The 17,069-nt window shown below is 66.2% G+C and carries 16 protein-coding genes, 4 tRNA genes and 1 pseudogene; 16 read left to right on the top strand and 5 right to left on the bottom strand.

From position 1 onward, the window contains the following. The 3 genes from BMX93_RS02965 to msrB all read right to left on the bottom strand — a co-directional run bounded on the left by BMX93_RS02965 (position 1) and on the right by msrB (position 2,415). The gene (locus tag BMX93_RS02965) at positions 1-1,281 is read right to left on the bottom strand and encodes an HRDC domain-containing protein (protein WP_091967717.1); all 1,281 of its coding nucleotides are present in this window, start codon (positions 1,279-1,281) and stop codon (positions 1-3) included. Further along, positions 1,274-1,900 (bottom strand): DUF3000 domain-containing protein, encoded by a 627-nt coding sequence (locus tag BMX93_RS02960; protein ID WP_091967714.1) that lies wholly within the window; start codon positions 1,898-1,900, stop codon positions 1,274-1,276. The genes BMX93_RS02965 and BMX93_RS02960 overlap by 8 nt, the downstream gene beginning before the upstream one ends. Before the next feature lie 89 nt (positions 1,901-1,989). Further along, a complete protein-coding gene (msrB, locus tag BMX93_RS02955) occupies positions 1,990-2,415 on the bottom strand; it encodes a peptide-methionine (R)-S-oxide reductase MsrB (protein WP_245725695.1) in 426 nt (141 codons plus the stop codon). Positions 2,416-2,525: 110 nt separating this feature from the next. Between msrB and BMX93_RS02950 the strand changes: the two genes are divergently transcribed. Continuing rightward, positions 2,526-3,401 (top strand): PPK2 family polyphosphate kinase, encoded by an 876-nt coding sequence (locus BMX93_RS02950; protein ID WP_245725694.1) that lies wholly within the window; start codon positions 2,526-2,528, stop codon positions 3,399-3,401. A 118-nt stretch (positions 3,402-3,519) separates the two neighbouring features. Here the strand turns inward: BMX93_RS02950 and BMX93_RS02945 are convergent, their stop codons facing one another. Both BMX93_RS02945 and BMX93_RS02940 read right to left on the bottom strand, forming a co-directional pair. Further along, positions 3,520-4,353: a sirohydrochlorin chelatase gene (locus tag BMX93_RS02945; RefSeq protein WP_245725693.1), complete on the bottom strand. Its 834-nt coding sequence runs from the start codon at positions 4,351-4,353 to the stop codon at positions 3,520-3,522. A gap of 342 nt (positions 4,354-4,695) precedes the next feature. After that, positions 4,696-4,767: transfer RNA gene (locus BMX93_RS02940), tRNA-Val, on the bottom strand. A gap of 361 nt (positions 4,768-5,128) precedes the next feature. Between BMX93_RS02940 and BMX93_RS02935 the strand changes: the two genes are divergently transcribed. The 15 genes and pseudogenes from BMX93_RS02935 to BMX93_RS13215 all read left to right on the top strand — a co-directional run. Beyond that, positions 5,129-5,201 (top strand) — tRNA-Gly (locus BMX93_RS02935). 64 nt (positions 5,202-5,265) lie between these two features. Then, positions 5,266-5,336: transfer RNA gene (locus tag BMX93_RS02930), tRNA-Cys, on the top strand. Beyond that, a tRNA-Val gene (locus tag BMX93_RS02925) sits at positions 5,337-5,413 on the top strand. It begins immediately after the preceding tRNA gene. Positions 5,414-5,734: 321 nt separating this feature from the next. Then, complete coding sequence (thrS, locus tag BMX93_RS02920; protein WP_091967685.1) at positions 5,735-7,795, top strand: threonine--tRNA ligase; 2,061 nt, start codon at positions 5,735-5,737, stop codon at positions 7,793-7,795. Further along, on the top strand, positions 7,792-8,391 hold the full coding sequence (locus BMX93_RS02915) for an HIT family protein (RefSeq protein ID WP_245725692.1): 600 nt from the start codon (positions 7,792-7,794) through the stop codon (positions 8,389-8,391). The genes thrS and BMX93_RS02915 overlap by 4 nt, the downstream gene beginning before the upstream one ends. Beyond that, positions 8,384-9,007: a phosphatidylinositol phosphate synthase gene (pgsA, locus tag BMX93_RS02910; protein ID WP_091967682.1), complete on the top strand. Its 624-nt coding sequence runs from the start codon at positions 8,384-8,386 to the stop codon at positions 9,005-9,007. Before BMX93_RS02915 ends, pgsA begins: the two co-directional genes overlap by 8 nt. Continuing rightward, entirely contained in the window at positions 9,004-9,882 is an 879-nt protein-coding gene (locus tag BMX93_RS02905) for an LpxL/LpxP family acyltransferase (protein WP_091967678.1), read from the top strand. Before pgsA ends, BMX93_RS02905 begins: the two co-directional genes overlap by 4 nt. Continuing rightward, positions 9,879-11,036 carry a glycosyltransferase family 4 protein gene (locus tag BMX93_RS02900; RefSeq protein ID WP_091967675.1) on the top strand — a complete coding sequence of 386 codons (1,158 nt, stop codon included), beginning with the start codon at positions 9,879-9,881 and terminating at the stop codon, positions 11,034-11,036. Before BMX93_RS02905 ends, BMX93_RS02900 begins: the two co-directional genes overlap by 4 nt. A 17-nt stretch (positions 11,037-11,053) precedes the next feature. Then, the gene (clsA, locus tag BMX93_RS02895; RefSeq protein WP_091967656.1) at positions 11,054-11,695 is read left to right on the top strand and encodes a cardiolipin synthase ClsA; all 642 of its coding nucleotides are present in this window, start codon (positions 11,054-11,056) and stop codon (positions 11,693-11,695) included. Positions 11,696-11,863: 168 nt separating this feature from the next. Continuing rightward, on the top strand, positions 11,864-12,250 hold the full coding sequence (gene gcvH / locus BMX93_RS02890; RefSeq protein ID WP_091967653.1) for a glycine cleavage system protein GcvH: 387 nt from the start codon (positions 11,864-11,866) through the stop codon (positions 12,248-12,250). 102 nt (positions 12,251-12,352) lie between these two features. Continuing rightward, positions 12,353-12,841, top strand: a complete 489-nt coding sequence (locus BMX93_RS02885) for a double zinc ribbon and FHA domain-containing protein (protein WP_091967650.1) — start codon at positions 12,353-12,355, stop codon at positions 12,839-12,841. Beyond that, on the top strand, positions 12,841-13,533 hold the full coding sequence (gene ftsR / locus BMX93_RS02880) for a transcriptional regulator FtsR (RefSeq protein WP_091967647.1): 693 nt from the start codon (positions 12,841-12,843) through the stop codon (positions 13,531-13,533). Before BMX93_RS02885 ends, ftsR begins: the two co-directional genes overlap by 1 nt. A gap of 1 nt (position 13,534) precedes the next feature. After that, a complete protein-coding gene (locus tag BMX93_RS02875; RefSeq protein ID WP_177170036.1) occupies positions 13,535-13,996 on the top strand; it encodes a bifunctional nuclease family protein in 462 nt (153 codons plus the stop codon). Between the two features lie 159 nt (positions 13,997-14,155). Then, positions 14,156-14,758 (top strand): MerR family transcriptional regulator, encoded by a 603-nt coding sequence (locus tag BMX93_RS02870; protein ID WP_425438738.1) that lies wholly within the window; start codon positions 14,156-14,158, stop codon positions 14,756-14,758. Between the two features lie 129 nt (positions 14,759-14,887). Next, positions 14,888-16,225: pseudogene (locus BMX93_RS13215) on the top strand (glycine dehydrogenase); the annotation flags it as partial. Positions 16,226-17,069 lie beyond the last annotated feature (844 nt).

Below are 17,069 nucleotides of genomic sequence, written 5' to 3'. Positions count from 1 at the left end.
TCAGGCGCGTAGGGCCGCGCCGAGCACCGGATCCAGCAGGGCCCGCTGCCAGGGGCGCACCTCGTACTCAGCCAGCCGCGCGTCGATCGATTGCTCGTCGTTGGAGGGCAACGGATCCCAGGCAAGCCGGCGCAGCGCATCGGGGGAGACCAGATTCTCCGACGGCATGACGAGCTGCTCGGCGAGCGCATTCGCCGCCGGCCGGATGCGCTGCCAGCGATCCCAGGCTTCGGGCCGAGTGCGCTGCCAGCTGCGCGGCTGGGGTGGGCCGTCGTGCACCGCATGGAGGCTGGGCAGTTCGCCAGCAGGCAGGGCAGCCGTCTGCTCGCAGGCCTTCAGCCACCGGTCGCGGTGCTGTTTGGCGATGCGGTAATGGAAGCCCATGACCGAGTCCAGCTCTCGGGCGCCGGGCACCGGCGCATCGTCCTTGACGACCTTTGCGGCCAGTTCTGTGATTGCCTTGTCCGGCACGATCTTGCCGGGTGCCTTGTCCAGCGCCCGGGCGATCTCGTCGCGCTCCGTCCACAGCGCCCGCACCAAAGCCAAGCCCCGTCGGCTGTGCACGGTATGCGTGCCGTGGGTGCGCCGCCATGGCTCCTTGCGCGCTGGCACGGGAAGCCGGCAGGCCCGCGCAAGGTGGGCGAACTCCTGAGCGGCCCACTCCAACTTGCCCACCTCAGCCAGCTCTGCGCGGATCTTGTCGCGCAGTTCGACGAGCAGTTCCACGTCGAGCGCCGCATAGGCGATCCAGTCGCGGGGCAGCGGCCGGGTGGACCAGTCGGCCGCCGAATGCTCCTTGAGCAGATGCAGGCCGAAATAATGCTCGACCATGTGCCCCAGACCGACGTGATCGAGTCCCAGCAGCCGCCCGGCCAGCTCGGTGTCGAAGAGGGTGTGGGGCCACAGCCCGAGTTCCACCAGGCAGGGCAGGTCCTGGGTTGCTGCGTGGATGATCCACTCCGCCGAAGCGAGCGCCTCGCGCAGTGCCCCCAGATCGGACACGGTGCCGGGTGCCGGCTCGAATGCCTCCGGATCAATGAGCCAGGTCCCCGATCCGGCACGCCGGAACTGCAGCAGATAGGCCTTGGCGCTGTAGCGGAAGCTCTGAGCCCGCTCGGTGTCAATCGCCACCGGACCAGATCCTGACCCGAGGCTGGCGATGCACTCGTCCAGTGCCTGCGGGGTGTCGACCAGGGCGGGTAGCCCGTCGCGCGGCATCGACAGGATCGGAAGTCCCGAGTCCTCGTCGATCTCGTGGTCGACGGTAAGAGCGTCACTCATTGTTCAGTTCATCTCCAAGATCTCGCGAGGGACCCTGCCACGGTCTGGGGATGAGTGGGCTGATCCCCTCGGGAAGAGGAGGCAGGCCCGCGACGTGGCAGATCAGTGCCTGCCATGCCGCCAGATGGGCAGTGATGTCCGTCGTTGCATCGAGCACGGGAGTCCAGCTTGTCCTGATCTCCACCTCGGCCCGATCAGGTTCGGTGTTCATGTCGCCGAAGAACCGGCTGGACACGACCGTGACTGTACCGGCTGGTGCGCGGTACCGGGCCTTGCGCTCATCGAGCGCCTCGGTAAACCAGCTCCACCCGACCTCGCCGATGAGCGGATCGGTGACCAGCTCGAAATCGGTGTCGGCCCGCACCAGACTCACGAGACGATGAGTTCCCTGCCAGGCGTCGCTTCCCAGCGGATCGTGCAGCATGACGAGGCGTCCGGAGCCCAGCTCTTCGTCGTGGCGGCCCAAGTCTGCTTCGAGCGCATAGCTGTATTCGGCCAGCCGCTGGGGCGCGGCAATCGTCTGGACGCTCACGTCTGCGCGCCAGTGGAACTGCTCGATGGCCACCACAAGGCTGTCGAACCGCTGACGGGCTGCGGTTTCGTCACTGTCGGCGGCCATGCTGTGACCCTACGCGGTGCAGGCGGCGCGGTGAGGGGGCCACGCCGCCTGCACATCTCATTCGGTCATCGCCTCCGGCGCCACAGAGCTCACGGCTCGGGGTCGGGCTCAAGGGTGAGGCAGATCGAGTTGATGCAGTAGCGCTGGTCGGTAGGGGTGTCATACCCCTCGCCCTCGAAGACGTGCCCCAGGTGCGAGCCACAGTTGGCGCAGCGCACCTCCGTGCGGGGCCGACCCGGGATCGAGTCGTCGCGGAGGTACTGCACGGTGTCACCGGCCAGCGGTGCGTAGAAGCTGGGCCAGCCGCAGTGCGAAGGGAATTTGGTGTCGCTGCGGAACAACTCGGCGCCACAGGCCCGGCATCGATAGACGCCCTTGACCGTTGTGTCGGTGTACTCGCCCTGGAACGGCGCCTCGGTGCCCGCCTCGCGCAGGACATGGAACTCCTGGGGGCTCAGCTGCGCCCGCCATTGCTCCTCGGTTCGGGTCTTCGGGGATTGTGCCTGATCGGACATCATTCCTCCTGCCTCCTGGTGACAACCAGGCTATGCATCCTGCTCAACTCGCTGGTGTGGATGCGCGGTATGGCACTGGCCCGCCAGCCCGGTCGGCAACAATGAGTCACATGAATGACAAGCATGAGAAGGTCCTCGACGATCCGAAGGAGTCCGTGCGGGCTGCCCTGCGCTGCCCTCGTGGTGAGGTGGATGTGACCAGCTTCCCCAGCGATGCCACACCACTGTTTCCCGGCAGCGGTTCCAACGACGGCGAGAAGGAGCTCAAGGAGCTTCGTCCGCGCCTGGACGATCTACAGGAACGTCTCTACGCCAACTCGAAGCAGCCCCGGGCCCGGTCCCTGCTCATGGTCTTGCAGGGTATGGACGGGTCCGGGAAGGGTGGCACCATCCGCCATGTGGTGGGGATGGTCGATCCCCAGGGAGTGCGCCTCCACGCCTTCAAGGCGCCCACCGAGGAGGAGCTGGCTCACGATTTCCTGTGGCGTATCCGCCGCGAGCTGCCCGAACCGGGACAGCTGGGCATCTTCGATCGATCCCAGTACGAGGACGTGCTCATCGGGCGCGTCAACAAGCTCGCCCGGGCCGAGGAGATCGAAGCGCGCTATGGCCAGATCAATGACTTCGAGGCCGAAGTCACCACCCGGGGAACAAGGGTGGTGAAGTTCTTCCTCAATGTGTCGAAGAAGGAGCAGAAGCAGCGCTTCCTCGACCGGATCAACGATCCCGAGAAGTACTACAAGTACAACCCCGGCGATCTCGTGAGCCGGTCGCACTGGGACGCGTACATGGAGGCCTATGGCGTGGCGTTGACCCGTTGCAATCCCGACTACGCCCCGTGGTATGTCATACCGGCCGACAAGAAGTGGTACCGCAACTGGGCCATCACCACAATCCTCATCGAGGAGCTGGAGGCGATGGGCATGACATGGCCACCGGCAGACTTCGACCTACAGGCCGAGCGCCTCAGGGTTGCGCAGTGCTGAGAGCTGCGCAAGGCGGTCTGTGGTGGTGTCGCCCAGATGCGGCAGGCCGCTTGCGCTGTCTGCCGAGCCACATGTCCATTCATCCAGCGGCCCGGCAGAAACTGTGCGACAGGCGGGTTCACAGAGCCATCAGCTGGGTGTTGCCCGTGGTCAGGACATCGGCACCGAGGTGCTCGGAAGCCGGCGCATTGTCGAGCATGGCCATCGCCGCGAAGGCATACCGGGCGATGATCAGATCGATGATGTGCCCGTCTGCGCCCAAGGGGGCGCTCACTGCCACGGCACCCGCAGCGATGGCCTGCTCGCTCGCCAGGACATAGGAGTCGTCGGCGGTGAGGAAAAGACAGCCCACTGCGATCGCACGCCGGCCCTGCTCGTGGAGACTGGCCATCGCCGAGACGACCGAGGTTCCCGAACCATCGGCGCAGGCCACAGCGACCGGCAACTTGTGGTGGGAGCCCCACTGGCGGGCCCGGCGCGCCAGCAGCGAGGCGCCGCGCGGGTCACCGCAATCGGGGGCGCACAGCACCAAGGCGTCGAGCTCCAGGGCGTGGCAGGCGGACAGGGCATTGCGCAGCCGCAGGTCGAGCACATTGAGCAGCTCGGTGGCCGGCCCGATGGGATGAGCCACGGTGACACTGAGACCGGGGTGGTTCCTGCGCACCGTTGCGAGCATCTGCTCGGCGGCATCGCCGACGTCAACGGCGTGACTGAGCGTCAGGGGAGCGAACACGATTTCCTTGACACCCCGGGCTGCGAGAGTGCTCACCACCTGAGGCCCGCTGGGTGGGCAGTGATCGAGAAAGGCGAGATGGATCGACAGCTCAGGGCGCTGCACCTGCATCTGCTTGCGCAACTGGTGGATCACCTCGACAACGCGGGGTTCCGCGGAGCCCTCGGCCAAGAGGACCAATGCCGGTGCAGTCATCTGCGTGCCCTTTCGTTCGATCATCAGGGCGGCGCCGTTGCCGTAGCTTGTGGTAACTCTCTGCCCGGGAGCAGATCCCGCGCAAGCGGTGCGTCCACCATGTGACACCAAAAACCACTCTTTGAGACGCTGATCACTGTTCGAGGACGCCCAATCCTTCGCTGAGAACGGGAAATACCGAAGAATCTTCAGAACCCCCGTAACGCAGACGTAACACAGAGTGAGACGCGTGGTAGAGACTTCTGGTCTCTGGCGCTTCCGGCTCGCGGGGGCGGGGTGGCTCGCAAGGGTAGGGTAGATGGCACGGCTGATAGCAAAAGAGCTGCCCCGCACATAGATCGGAATCTGGGGCAGCCCTGCGTCCGGTGGGCGATACTGGGATCGAACCAGTGACCTCTTCGGTGTGAACGAAGCGCGCTACCCCTGCGCCAATCGCCCGGACCGTCGACAAGGCTAGCGCACCACGCGAATTGCTGCCACTTGCCGGACGCCCTTCCTGGCTGCCCCAGCTGATCCCGGTGCCCGAGCCAGTGCACCGACCACGGTAGATGGCAGTCGAACGACTCTGGAGGGCAACGAACCGATCGTCCAGCGGCTACCGACGTTCGAGCCTGATGGGCACACAACCCGAGTTGTGTTCGAGCCTGATGGGCACACAACCCGAGTTGTGTTCGAGCTTGATGGGCACACAACCCGAGTTGTGTTCGAGCTTGATGGGCACACAACCCGAGTTGTGTGCTCTGACCGTCTTCGCTAGAGTAGCCAACGCGCTTGAACGAGGCAGGCCTCGACCAAGCATGCGGACGTGGCTCAGCTGGTAGAGCATCACCTTGCCAAGGTGAGGGTCGCGGGTTCAAGTCCCGTCGTCCGCTCGGAGAGAGGCAATTGCCCCATCCAGATGGTCACAAGCCTTTCTGATGAGGTGACTCTTCAGATGGTGGAGTGGCCGAGAGGCGAGGCAGCGGACTGCAAATCCGTATACACGGGTTCAAATCCCGTCTCCACCTCGGGCGGCTGGCGCAGTGGTAGCGCGCTTCCCTGACACGGAAGAGGTCACTGGTTCAAACCCAGTGTCGCCCACCCAGTAGGACCGGACATGGATTGCCAAACACCCCCACGGGGGTCTTGACCGCCATGTGACCGCCATCGTCCCGATGGCGGGCGTGTCGCGGCGGGTCCACTGCCACGGGACGCCGGGTGCGGGATTCGCCGAGAGGCACCAGGGCCCGAGCGATTCCAGCACCTGGGCAGGGGCACGAACCCACCAGAAGCGCACGAACCCACCAGAAGCGAATGCGTGATCTGACGCTTTGTCAGCCTGTCCCGCCACTTCGCTACCCGTGGGGCCGAACTGGGGCCGATATCGGGCACAATGGGGGGCGTCATTGCCCACGCGCGGCCAGGTATGCCGCCCGAAAGGAAGATCATCGTGTCCTCAACCATCACGATCACTCAGGACGAGCACTCGCAGGCGAAGGTGATCGAGGGCACTACGACAGGTCTTGACCTGTTCGGCGAAGACCACTCGATCGTGGCGATGAAGCTCAATGGCATCACTGTCGACCTGGCCACCGAAGTGCACGACGGCGATCTCGTCGAGCCGGTGCTCGACACCAGCGACGAGGGACTGTCGATCATCCGCCACTCAGCCGCGCACGTGACGGCTCAGGCGCTCCAGGAGATCTTTCCGCAGGCCCGACTCGGCATCGGCCCGCCCATCACCGACGGCTTCTACTACGACTTCAAGACCGATCCGCTCTCGCCCGAGGACCTCAAAGCCATCGAGAAGAAGATGGCCGCCATCATCAAACAGCGGCAGCGTTTCGTCCGCCGCGTGGTCACCGAGGAGCAGGCCCGGGCCGAGGAGGCCGCCGAGCCCTACAAGCTCGAACTGATTTCCGACAAGGGCCATCCTTCCGCCGAGGACGATTCGGCAGTCGAGGTGGGCGGCTCCGAGCTGACCATCTACGACAACGTGCGCCGTGACGGCACTGTCGCATGGCGGGACCTGTGCCGCGGCCCCCATGTGCCCAATACCGGCTACATCAAGGCTGTCGCGCTGACCAAGACCAGCGCCGCCTATTGGCGTGGCGACCAGCACAACGACCAACTGCAGCGGGTCTATGGCACGGCCTGGGCCAGTCGTGATGACCTCAAGGCCTACCAGGCCCGCCTGGTTGAGGCCGCGAAGCGTGACCACCGCAAGCTGGGCACCGAACTCGACCTGTTCAGCTTCCCAGAGGAGATCGGCCCCGGCCTGGTCGTCTTCCATCCCAAGGGCGGCATCCTGCGTCACGTCATCGAGAGCTACATCGAGCAGCGCCATCTGGAAGCCGGCTTCGACTTCGTGCACACCCCCGATATCAGCAAGGGCGGGCTGTTCCACACCTCGGGCCACCTGCCCTATTACGCGGACACGATGTTCCCCCCGATGAATGTCGACGAGGAGCGTGACGCCCAGGGCAATATCACCCATCAGGGCCAGGAGTACTACCTCAAGGCCATGAACTGCCCGATGCACAACCTGATCTTCCGCAGCCGGGGCCGTTCCTACCGTGAGCTGCCGCTGCGCTTCTTCGAGCTCGGGCATGACTATCGCTACGAGAAGTCCGGTGTGGTCCAGGGCCTCACGAGGATGCGCGGATTCACCCAGGACGACTCGCACACCTACTGCACTCCCGAACAGGCCGGCGACGAGATCCGGATGCTCCTCCACTTCTTCCTCGGGATCCTCCGCGACTTCGGACTCAAGGACTTCTACCTCGAGTTGTCAACCCGGGACGAGAACTCGGACAAGTTCATCGGATCCGACGACGACTGGTCGGTTGCCACCGAGGTCCTGCGGCAGGCCTGCGAATCCACTGGCCTGGAGCTGGTACCCGACCCGGGGGGCGCCGCCTTCTACGGGCCGAAGGTCTCCGTGCAGGCCAGGGACGCGCTGGGCCGCACCTGGCAGATGTCCACCGTCCAGTACGACTTCAACCAGCCCGAGCGGTTCGGGCTGGAATACACCGCGGCGGACGGCAGCCACCAGCGCCCGGTGATGATCCATTCAGCGAAGCTCGGCTCGGTCGAACGCTTCATCGGGGTGCTGACCGAGCACTACGCTGGCGCCTTCCCAGCATGGCTCAGCCCCGTGCAGGTCATCGGTGTGCCGGTGGCCGGCGAGTTCAGCGACTACCTCAAGGGCATCACCGACATGCTGAGAGCGCGCGGGGTGCGCGCCGAGGTGGACGAGTCCGACGACCGGATGCAGAAGAAGATCCGCAACGCCACCCGTGAGAAGGTGCCCTACATCCTCATCGCCGGAGAACAGGACCGCGACGCTGGCTCGGTGAGCTTCCGCTTCCGCGACGGCAGTCAGGACAACGGGATACCCGTCGACGAGGCGGTGGCCAGGATCCTCGACCACATCGCCTCACGCAGCGCCGAGGACCCCAGCGCCCAACCGGGAGCGGCACGGTGAACCATCCCGAGCAGGAAGGCTCAACTCCCGAATCCGCCGATCTGCTGGCCGGCGTGCCCGACGCCCTGCAGCGACTGTGGACGCCCTACCGGATGGTCTACATCGACGGCAAGGACAAGCCGAGCGACACCAGCTCACCCCAGCAATGCCCCTTCTGCCTCTCACCGCAGCGCGACGACGAGACCGCGCTCATCACCCGGCGTGGCAGATACGCCTATACGATCCTCAATCTCTATCCGTACAATCCCGGTCACCTGCTCGTGTGCTCCTATCGTCATGTGAGCGCCTACGGTGCCACCACCGAGCAGGAGAGCGCGGAGATCGCGCTGCTGACCAAGCAGGCACTGGCGGTCATCGAGAAGGTCTCCCGGCCCGCCGGCTACAACATCGGCATCAATCAAGGTGAGGTGGCAGGCGCCGGGATCGCCGGCCATCTTCACCAGCACATCGTCCCGAGATGGCAGGGCGACTCGAACTTCCTGCCCGTGGTGGGCCGCACCAAGGCCCTGCCCCAGCTTCTCTCGGACACCAGGGCGCTCTTCGCCCGGGCATGGGTCGAGCTGTTCGGCCCCGCACAGGAGGACAACCATGCTTGAGCATCTGCGTTCCCGATGGACGAAGGTGCTGTCGCCGCTGGCCGCGCTGCTGCTCAAGGCGAAGATCACCCCCGACATGGTGACCTGGGTCGGAACGATCGGCGTCATCGCCGTCTCGCTGATCTGCTTCCCTGCCGGATGGCTGTGGCAGGGCACCCTGCTGTTGCTCGTCTTCATCTTCTCCGACAGCTTCGACGGCATCATGGCCCGGATGGGCGGGACGAGCAGCGACTGGGGTGCCTTCCTCGACAGCTGTCTCGACCGGGTCGCCGACGGTGCGGTCTTCGGTGGCCTGGCCCTGTACTACGTGGGGGAGGACTACAACAAGGTGTGGGCTGCACTCGCCATCGTTGCGCTCGTCTGCGGGCAGGTGACCAGCTATACGAAGGCTCGCGGCGAGTCCCTGGGCTACAGCGTCAACGGCGGCCTCGCTGGGCGTTCCGATCGGCTACTCATCGGCCTGCTCGGCGCATTCCTCACCGGTCTGGGGGTGCACTGGGCCCTGCCTGCCGCACTGGTGGTTCTCGCGGTCGCGGGGATCGTCACCGTGGGCCAGCGCATGGCCCTCGTGCACGGCCAGATGAAGGGCGCCCAGCAAGCGAGCGGGACCCGGTGAAGCCCAGGAAGCATGTCCTCAGCCAGCTCGCGGTGATGAAGGTGGGCGCCCACACGCCGCAATGGCTGTGGCGTCCGCTCGGGGCGGTGGTGCTGCGCTGGCTGGTGGCCAAACCCCCTCGCCACGTGCGGCAATGGCAGCTCAACTACCAGGTGATCACCGGGGCCGAACCCGGGCGCCGCGCCACCCGCAAGGCCTTCAGCTCCTGGTTCGAGAATGTCGCGGTGTCCTTGCAGCTGGGTCACTGGTCACCGGCCAGGATCCGCAAGAAGGTCGTCATCGAGGATCCCGAGGCCTGGGCGCGGCTGGTCGGGCTCAGCCGCGAGGGAGGGCTGGTGGTAGCTCTGCCGCACATGGGCAGCTGGGACCTGGTAGGTGCCTACGCCGGCCTGGAACAGCTACCCGTGACGTCTGTCGCCGAGGCCCTGCCCGACGGTCAGTTCGAGTACTTCCGCGATCTGCGTGCGAAGCTCGGTATCAAGATCTTCAGTGTCAAGGAGCGCAATGTCTTCGGTCTGCTGCGCGACGACGTCGACGCGGGGGCGCTCGTCTGTCTGGTCGCCGATCGGGACTTCAGCCGTCGCGGTCTGCCCGTGCACTGGGATCTTCCCACCGGCCGCCTGGAGCAGACGATGCCGCCGGGCCCAGCCCTGCTGGCCCAGCAGGGCAATCATCCCCTCATGGCAGCCGCCACCTGGTTCGACGGGCACCGCAAGCTCCATGTCGTGATAGCGGGCCCGATTGCCGTAGGACCCCACGAGCAGGGGCTCATCGAAGCCAGCCAGTGGTTGGCGGACTTCTTCGTCGAGCAGATCCGTGCCCACCCGCTCGACTGGCACATGCTCCAGCGATTCTTCAAGGGAGTGACCGCATGAAGGTGGGCATCGTCTGCCCCTACTCGTTCGCCCGGCCCGGCGGCGTCCAGAACCATGTCCTGGGGCTGGCAGGCTGGCTCAAGGAACATGGGCACAAAGTCTCCATCATCGCTCCCGGCCGCGCCACGCCGGCCCTCCTCGCCGAAACCGGCCTGCTGCCTGGGGAGTTCGTCTCCGCAGGACGAGCCGTCCCCGTGAACTTCAACGGCTCGGTGGCCAGGATCAACTTCGGTATCGGTCCGGCGCTGGCGGTCAAACACTGGCTCGACAATGGGCAGTTCGATGTCGTGCACCTCCATGAGCCCGTGACCCCGAGCATCTGCCTGCTTGCGCTGTACTTCACCGACCGCCCGGTCACCGCGACCTTCCACACAGCCACCCCCGCCGTGGGGGCGGTGGAGCTGGCGAACCGTATCCTGCCGAGGGTGGTCAGCAGGATCGACTCCTCGATCGCAGTGTCGAGCGAGGCGGCCGCCGTGGCACAGCACCACCGGGGTGTGGCACCCGTTGTCATCGGTAACGGCATCCATGTCGACGACTATCCGATCTGTGGCACGCAGGGACGTTGGCGAGGCGGCGAGCATCCACGTCTCACCTTCCTCGGGCGCTACGACGAGCCACGCAAGGGCTTCGAGGTGCTCACTGCCGCCCTGCCGCTGGTGCGGGCCCATTATCCCGATCTGGACGTCGTCGTCATCGGCAACGGCTCGTCACGCTCGGTCGAGGGCGTGCGCTTCCTGGGCGGGCTCGACGATCAGGCGCGCAACGAATGGCTGGGGCGAAGCGATATCTACATCGCCCCCCAGACCGGACGCGAGAGTTTCGGGATCGTCCTGCTGGAGGCGCTCGCCTGTGGCGCCCCGGTCGTCGCCTCCGACCTGCGTGCCTTCGTCGAGGTTCTCACGGACGACGACGGCCCGGTCGGCTGGCTCTTCCGCGCCGGCAACTCGGCCAGTGCCTCACGGGCCATTCTGCGCAGTCTGGCCGAACCCCGCGACCTGCGCCTGTCGCGCGGCAGGGCGCTGGCCGAGCGCTACGACTGGTCGGTCATCGGGCCCCAGGTGCTCGCCATGTATGTGCTTGCCCAGCAGAATTCGGCATGGTTGCGTGACAAGGACACGGACGAGCGCCGGCCACCGGGCGCGACGCTGTGATGGCCTAGTCTGAGGACGTGGGCGATTCTCAACACAGCGAGGTGTCGGTTCGGGAGACCGGCTACGACACCGACGCCGTCATCACGATCCCCAATCTGCTGTCCGCATTGCGGCTGGCCGGGGTGCCGCTGTTCCTCGCCCTCATCCTGCGACATGCCGATGTCGCTGCGATCGTCCTGCTCGCCATCGCCAGCGCCACCGACTGGCTCGATGGCAAACTCGCACGCGGGCTCCACCAGATCAGCCGGCTGGGGCAGATGCTCGACCCGGTTGCCGATCGGCTGTACATCGCGGCGACTGTGGTGGGGCTCACGGTGCGTGGCATCATCCCGTGGTGGTTCCTCGTGGTGCTGCTGACAAGGGACATCATGATGCTGTGTCTCGTCCCCGCGCTCAAGACACGCGGCTACACCAGCCTTCCGGTGCATTTCGTCGGCAAGGCCGCCACCTTCTGCCTGCTCTACGCCCTGCCGCTGGTACTGCTGGGCGCCGGGCCATGGGGCTGGGCACCGGCAGCCCGGATCGTCGGGTGGGCGTTCGCCCTGTGGGGGGCCTTCCTCTATTGGTGGGCCGGCGCACTTTATGTGCACCAGACCCGCCTGCTGCTCGCCAGCGCACCTTCTCTCAACGGTTCGCAGGCTCGCTCCCGACTCCACTGAAGGGCTCGCAGGCTCGCCCAGGCTCCACTGAAGGGCTCGCAGGCTCGCCCAGGCTCCACTGAAGGGCTCGCAGGCTCGCCCAGGCTCCTGGGCAGCTCGCGAGCTTACTCGAGTGATGGTTGACTTGTGAGGCAGTGGATCCGAACGACACGTCAGAGAGGTACTGCCATGACTGAAGTTCCTTCCGATCTCCTGTACAGCCGCGAGCATGAATGGGTGCGCGTCGAGGGGGCCACCGCGCGTGTCGGGGTCACCGAGTACGCCGCTCGTGAGCTGGGCGACATCGTCTATGTCTCTGCGCCCACTGTGGGGGCACAAGTCGTCGCCGGGGATCCGTGCGGTGAACTCGAGTCCACCAAGTCGGTGTCGGATCTGTTCGCACCCGCCACCGGTATCGTCAGTGCTGTCAATGAAGCTCTCGACGAGTCCCCCGAGACCGTCAATGCTGCTCCCTACGAAGAGGGTTGGCTGTTCGAGGTGGAGTTGGCCGACGATCCGGGCGTTGACGAGCTGCTCGACGCCGAGGCATATCAGGAGCTCATCGGCGAGCAGTGAGTGTCGGTTGACCCCCGGCCAGCCTGCCCAGAGTGCCGCCTGCGGTCGGTAAGGTGGGGGAGACCGGCCAGGTTGGTCGTCACCAAGGAAAGAGTTCGCGCCATGATGATTTGCGAGAAGTGCGGTCACGAGAACCCTGACCGAAGTAATTTCTGCGCTCAGTGTGGGGAGCGGCTCGGGAGTTCCTCGGAGACCACTTCCGTGATTCCCGCGATCGAGGAGGATGCCCCTCGCACCGAAATCAGTGCCGAGGACACCGCCGCGGTCAGCGCCCTGCCCGAGGGCAATGCCCTGCTCATCGTCACCCGGGGCCCCGATGTCGGCGCCCGCTACCTGCTGGACCAGCAGCAGACCACTGCCGGCCGCAGCCCCGACTGTGACATCTTCCTCGATGACATCACCGTCTCGCGCCATCACGCGCGTTTCGACATGGTGGGCGGCGAGGTGCGGATCACCGATCTCGGCAGTCTCAATGGAACCTACGTGAATCGGACGCTCGTTGACGGGTCGGCCGTGCTGCGACCAGGTGAGGAAGTCCAGATAGGCAAGTTCCGGATGGTCTTCTTCGTGAGCGAGCACGGGCTGCGCTGATGGCCCAGGCGCCGTTGCGAAGCATCGGCCAGGTCCTCACGATCCTCAAGGCAGAGTTCCCCGACGTCTCTATTTCCAAGATCAGGTTCCTTGAGGGAGAAGGTCTGGTCTCGCCCGAACGCGCACCGTCGGGCTATCGCAAGTACTCCCAGGCGGACATCGACCGGTTGCGCTACATCCTGCGGGTGCAGCGCGATCAGTACCTGCCGCTCAAGGTCATCCGCGAGAACCTCGAGCTCATGGACGCCGGCAAGGAGCCGCCGCGCGCCGAGCCGCCGCCCCCGCCGCCCGTGGAGTCCTCCTCCGGCGCGGCGGCTGAGCGCCATGAGAATCATGCGAGCCGGCCGATTCGCCTCACCCGCCGTGAACTCCTCAGGGGCTCGGGACTGCCCGAGGCGCGCCTCATCGAACTGGAACGCCAGCAACTGGTCATGCCCCGGCGTAATTCGTCCTATTACGGGCGTGAAGCCCTGATGATCTGCGTGGTGGCACGAAAGCTGCAGGCATACGGTATGGACACCCGTCATCTACGGGCGATCAAACAGGCCGCCGAGCGGGAGGCCGGGCTGGTGGAGCAGGGCGTTCAGCCGTTCGTGCGCAATAACCCGGACGCAGCCCATCTGCTCAGCGAAGTCTCCCAGCTCGTCATCCATGCACACGTCGCCCTCATGTACACCTTGCTGGAGCGTTGAAATGGCCGAACTCGAAGTTGCCGGTGTCAGGATCATGGAGTCCGCGGACCAGCCCGTGCTGCTGCTGCGCGAGAAGGGCACGACACGGCTGATCCCCGTGTGGGTGGACGCCGTGACCGCGGCCACGGTGCTCGGCATCAGCGAGCAGGACAACGGCGGAGCGGCACCCAGCTTCCGGTTGTTCGCCGAAATCGTGGAGGCACTGCACCCTCACGACATCAGTGCCGAGATCACCGGCTGGCGCGAGGGTGTCTTCAGCGCCCGGATCCTCGTCGACGCAGACGAGATCGAGGGTCGGCTGTCCGACATCGTCGCCCTGTCCATCGTGCTTGACTTTCCCGTGGAGTGCCCCGACGAGTTGGTGTCTGAACTGGGCGTCGAGGCTGTCGACGGCGACGCGGATGTCGTCGAGGAGTTCAAGAGCTTCCTCGACCAGGTGGACCCCGGTGATTTCGAGCCCTGAACCGGGCCGCGATCGCCCTCGTCGCTGGGCACAGCCGCTCATCGCCGCTGCACGGCAGGTCCGCTCGGGGCGCGACACGACCGCTTCGTGGCGCCGATGTCATTGCGCCGTGGTGGGTGGGACGCTTACCGTCAGGAGTGCAGCGCAGCAGGCCCTGTGATGCGTCGACCGAGGAAAGAGGCCAGCGTGACCTACCCAGCCTCCGGGCGGATGACGAGCGACATCCAGCAGGATGTCCTGTTCGAGGGCGACTACGCCCCCGTCCCCGAGGACGCTGGGTTCCGGGGCTCGACCGCCTGCCGCATCGCCGGCATCACCTATCGTCAGCTCGACTACTGGGCGCGCACCCGGCTCGTCACCCCCGCCATCCGCTCTGCGGAGGGTTCGGGCACCCAGCGGCTCTACTCCTTTCGCGACATTCTCATGCTCAAGGTCGTGAAGAGCCTCCTCGACGCCGGCATCTCGCTGCAGCAGATTCGCAAGGCCGTGGACTATCTGCACACCCGCGGCAACCGGGAACTCGGTGGTGTGACGATCCTCAGCGACGGCGTCTCGGTCTACGAGTGCACGAGCGAACACCAGGTCTTCGACCTGCTGCGGGGCGGCCAGGGCATGTTCGCGATTGCCCTCGACGGCGTCGCTCGCGAGATCAAGGGAACCCTCACCGAATTGCCCGTGCAACGCGACGACCGTGAGCCCGGCGGGGGCGACGACGAATTCTCACGGGCCAGGCGCCGGCACGCCCGGCAGTCGGCATCCTGATCGGTACTCGGTACTCGGCAGGTGGCACCCGGCAGCGGGCGCTGAGAGCGGGCGCTTGGAACCGCCCCGCTGCCCGCGGACGCATTGCACGGACCGGTCGGCGTACCGGTCGCTCACTAGACTTCTTCCATGGATTGGGCCGAACGGGCAGGGCAGGGCGGCGGCTCCGGCTGGCCGTACGATGATTTCAGCACGCGCCAGATCGGCCCCAGTGCTGCCGACCAGGATGAGATGCTCGCGCAGCTCGGCCTGGGCAGCCTCGATGAGCTGAGCCGTCAGGCCATCCCCTCCCAGATCGCGATGACCGGCAGTCTCGATGTGCCGCTGGCCCGCAATGAGGCCGCCATCGCTGCCCGGATGCGCGAGCTCGCCGGGCTGAACCATCCCCGCCGCGCGATGATCGGAATGGGCTACCACGGCACCATCACTCCTGCCGTGCTGCGCCGCAATGTGCTGGAGAACCCCGGCTGGTACACCGCATATACCCCCTACCAACCGGAGATCAGCCAGGGCCGGCTGGAGGCCCTGCTGACCTTCCAGACCATGATCGCCGAGCTGACCGGCCTGCCGATTGCCGGGTCGTCGCTGCTGGACGAGCCCACAGCGGTGGCCGAGGCAGTCGCGATGGCGCACCGGGTCTCCCGTGGGAAGCGCGGACGAGTCGTCGTGGGGCCGGGTTTGCTTCCGCAAAGCCTTGCCGTGCTGCACACCCGGATGGATGCGATCGGTGTCGAGGTGTTCCCGGCAGCGCACCCCGACGATCCGGCTGCCCTGGGCGAGGCCTTCGCGGTGGTGGTGCAGACCCCCACCGTGGACGGGCGGATGCACAGCACCGACGAGCTGCGCGCCCTGGCCGGCGCAGCTCACGATGCCGGGGCCCTGGTGATCGCCGCCGCCGATCCGCTCGCGCTGGCGCTCGTCGTGCCACCGGGGCAATGGGGTGCCGACATTGCGGTGGGCAGCACCCAGCGCTTCGGGGTGCCCCTGTTCTACGGCGGTCCGCATGCCGGCTACATCGCGGTACGCGACGAGCTTGCCCGGCAGCTGCCCGGGCGGCTGGTGGGGGTCTCGCGGGATGCCGAGGGCGCCGTCGCCTATCGGCTGGCGCTCCAGACCCGCGAACAGCACATCCGCCGCGACAAGGCGACCTCCAATATCTGCACGGCCCAAGTGCTGCTCGCCGTGGTGGCCGCGATGTACGGCGTCCATCACGGCCCCGAGGGACTACGAGCCATGGCGCGCAGCATCCACGGGCGCGCTCGTGGGCTGGCCGGGGTGTTGCGCGCCGGCGGGTTCGAACTCCTGTCAGGGAGTTTCTTCGACACGCTCACGGTACGGGCGCCGGGTCGGGCACGCCAGATCGTGTCCGCCGCTCGCGAGCTGGGGGTGTATCTGCGGCTGGTGGATCACGACTTGGTGGGGATCAGCATCGGGGAGGACGCCACCGACGAGGATCTCGATCATGTCGTGCAGGCCTTCGCTGGAAGCCCCCAGGGACCGGCCGAACCGTGGGGCGGCCTGGGCGCCGATCTGCGCACGGATGCGTTCATGACCCATCCGGTGTTCACCGGTCAGCACAACGAGACGCGCTTGATGCGCTATCTGCGGACTCTCCAGAACCGCGACTACGCGCTCGACACGGGCATGATCCCGCTCGGCTCCTGCACCATGAAACTCAACCCTGCCGTAGCACTGGAGGCCATGACCCTGCCCGGTTTCGCGGACCTGCATCCCTTCGCCCCCAGCGAGGACGCGCAGGGCTACCGGATCCTCCTGAAAGAGCTCTCGGACTGGCTGATGGCCATCACCGGCTACGCGGGATGCACGCTGCAACCCAACTCCGGGGCGGCCGGTGAGTTCGCCGGCCTGTCGGCCATCCGGGCCTACCACCGCTCCCGCGGCGAAGGCCACCGCCGCGTCTGCCTCATCCCGTCCTCGGCGCACGGCACCAACGCCGCCTCCGCGAGCATGGCAGGCCTTCAGGTCGTTGTCGTGAAGTCCGAAGCCGACGGCCAGATCGACCTGACGGACCTGGCCGACAAGCTGGCGCGCCATGGCGACACAGTCGCTGTGGCGATGGTCACCTATCCCAGTACGCACGGCGTCTTCGAGGAGACCATCACGAGACTGTGCTCGATGGTGCACGAGGCGGGCGGACAGGTCTATGTCGATGGCGCCAACCTCAATGCCCTGGTCGGGCTCGCGCAACCCGGACGGGCTCATCCCAATCGAGGGTGTAGTTGGGGTCTGAATCCGCCTGTCTCGAGCAGGCTTCTGGCGATGTAGTTGGTGAGGTTGCGGAAGCCCAGGG

This window comes from Propionibacterium cyclohexanicum, assembly GCF_900111365.1.
Lineage (GTDB): Bacteria > Actinomycetota > Actinomycetes > Propionibacteriales > Propionibacteriaceae > Propionibacterium > Propionibacterium cyclohexanicum.
The sequence above is the reverse complement of the archived record's forward strand: the minus strand, read 5'-3'. Positions and strand labels throughout refer to the sequence as shown.

Excerpts from the sequence above, each read along its gene's own strand:
- BMX93_RS02965 (WP_091967717.1), bottom strand. The coding sequence starts at position 1,281 with ATGAGTGACGCTCTTACCGTCGACCACGAGATCGACGAGGACTCGGGA.
- BMX93_RS02960 (WP_091967714.1), bottom strand. The coding sequence starts at position 1,900 with ATGGCCGCCGACAGTGACGAAACCGCAGCCCGTCAGCGGTTCGACAGC.
- msrB (WP_245725695.1), bottom strand. The coding sequence starts at position 2,415 with ATGTCCGATCAGGCACAATCCCCGAAGACCCGAACCGAGGAGCAATGG.
- BMX93_RS02950 (WP_245725694.1), top strand. The coding sequence starts at position 2,526 with ATGAATGACAAGCATGAGAAGGTCCTCGACGATCCGAAGGAGTCCGTG.
- BMX93_RS02945 (WP_245725693.1), bottom strand. The coding sequence starts at position 4,353 with ATGATCGAACGAAAGGGCACGCAGATGACTGCACCGGCATTGGTCCTC.
- thrS (WP_091967685.1), top strand. The coding sequence starts at position 5,735 with ATGCCGCCCGAAAGGAAGATCATCGTGTCCTCAACCATCACGATCACT.
- pgsA (WP_091967682.1), top strand. The coding sequence starts at position 8,384 with ATGCTTGAGCATCTGCGTTCCCGATGGACGAAGGTGCTGTCGCCGCTG.
- BMX93_RS02900 (WP_091967675.1), top strand. The coding sequence starts at position 9,879 with ATGAAGGTGGGCATCGTCTGCCCCTACTCGTTCGCCCGGCCCGGCGGC.
- gcvH (WP_091967653.1), top strand. The coding sequence starts at position 11,864 with ATGACTGAAGTTCCTTCCGATCTCCTGTACAGCCGCGAGCATGAATGG.
- BMX93_RS02885 (WP_091967650.1), top strand. The coding sequence starts at position 12,353 with ATGATGATTTGCGAGAAGTGCGGTCACGAGAACCCTGACCGAAGTAAT.
- ftsR (WP_091967647.1), top strand. The coding sequence starts at position 12,841 with ATGGCCCAGGCGCCGTTGCGAAGCATCGGCCAGGTCCTCACGATCCTC.
- BMX93_RS02875 (WP_177170036.1), top strand. The coding sequence starts at position 13,535 with ATGGCCGAACTCGAAGTTGCCGGTGTCAGGATCATGGAGTCCGCGGAC.
- BMX93_RS02870 (WP_425438738.1), top strand. The coding sequence starts at position 14,156 with ATGCGTCGACCGAGGAAAGAGGCCAGCGTGACCTACCCAGCCTCCGGG.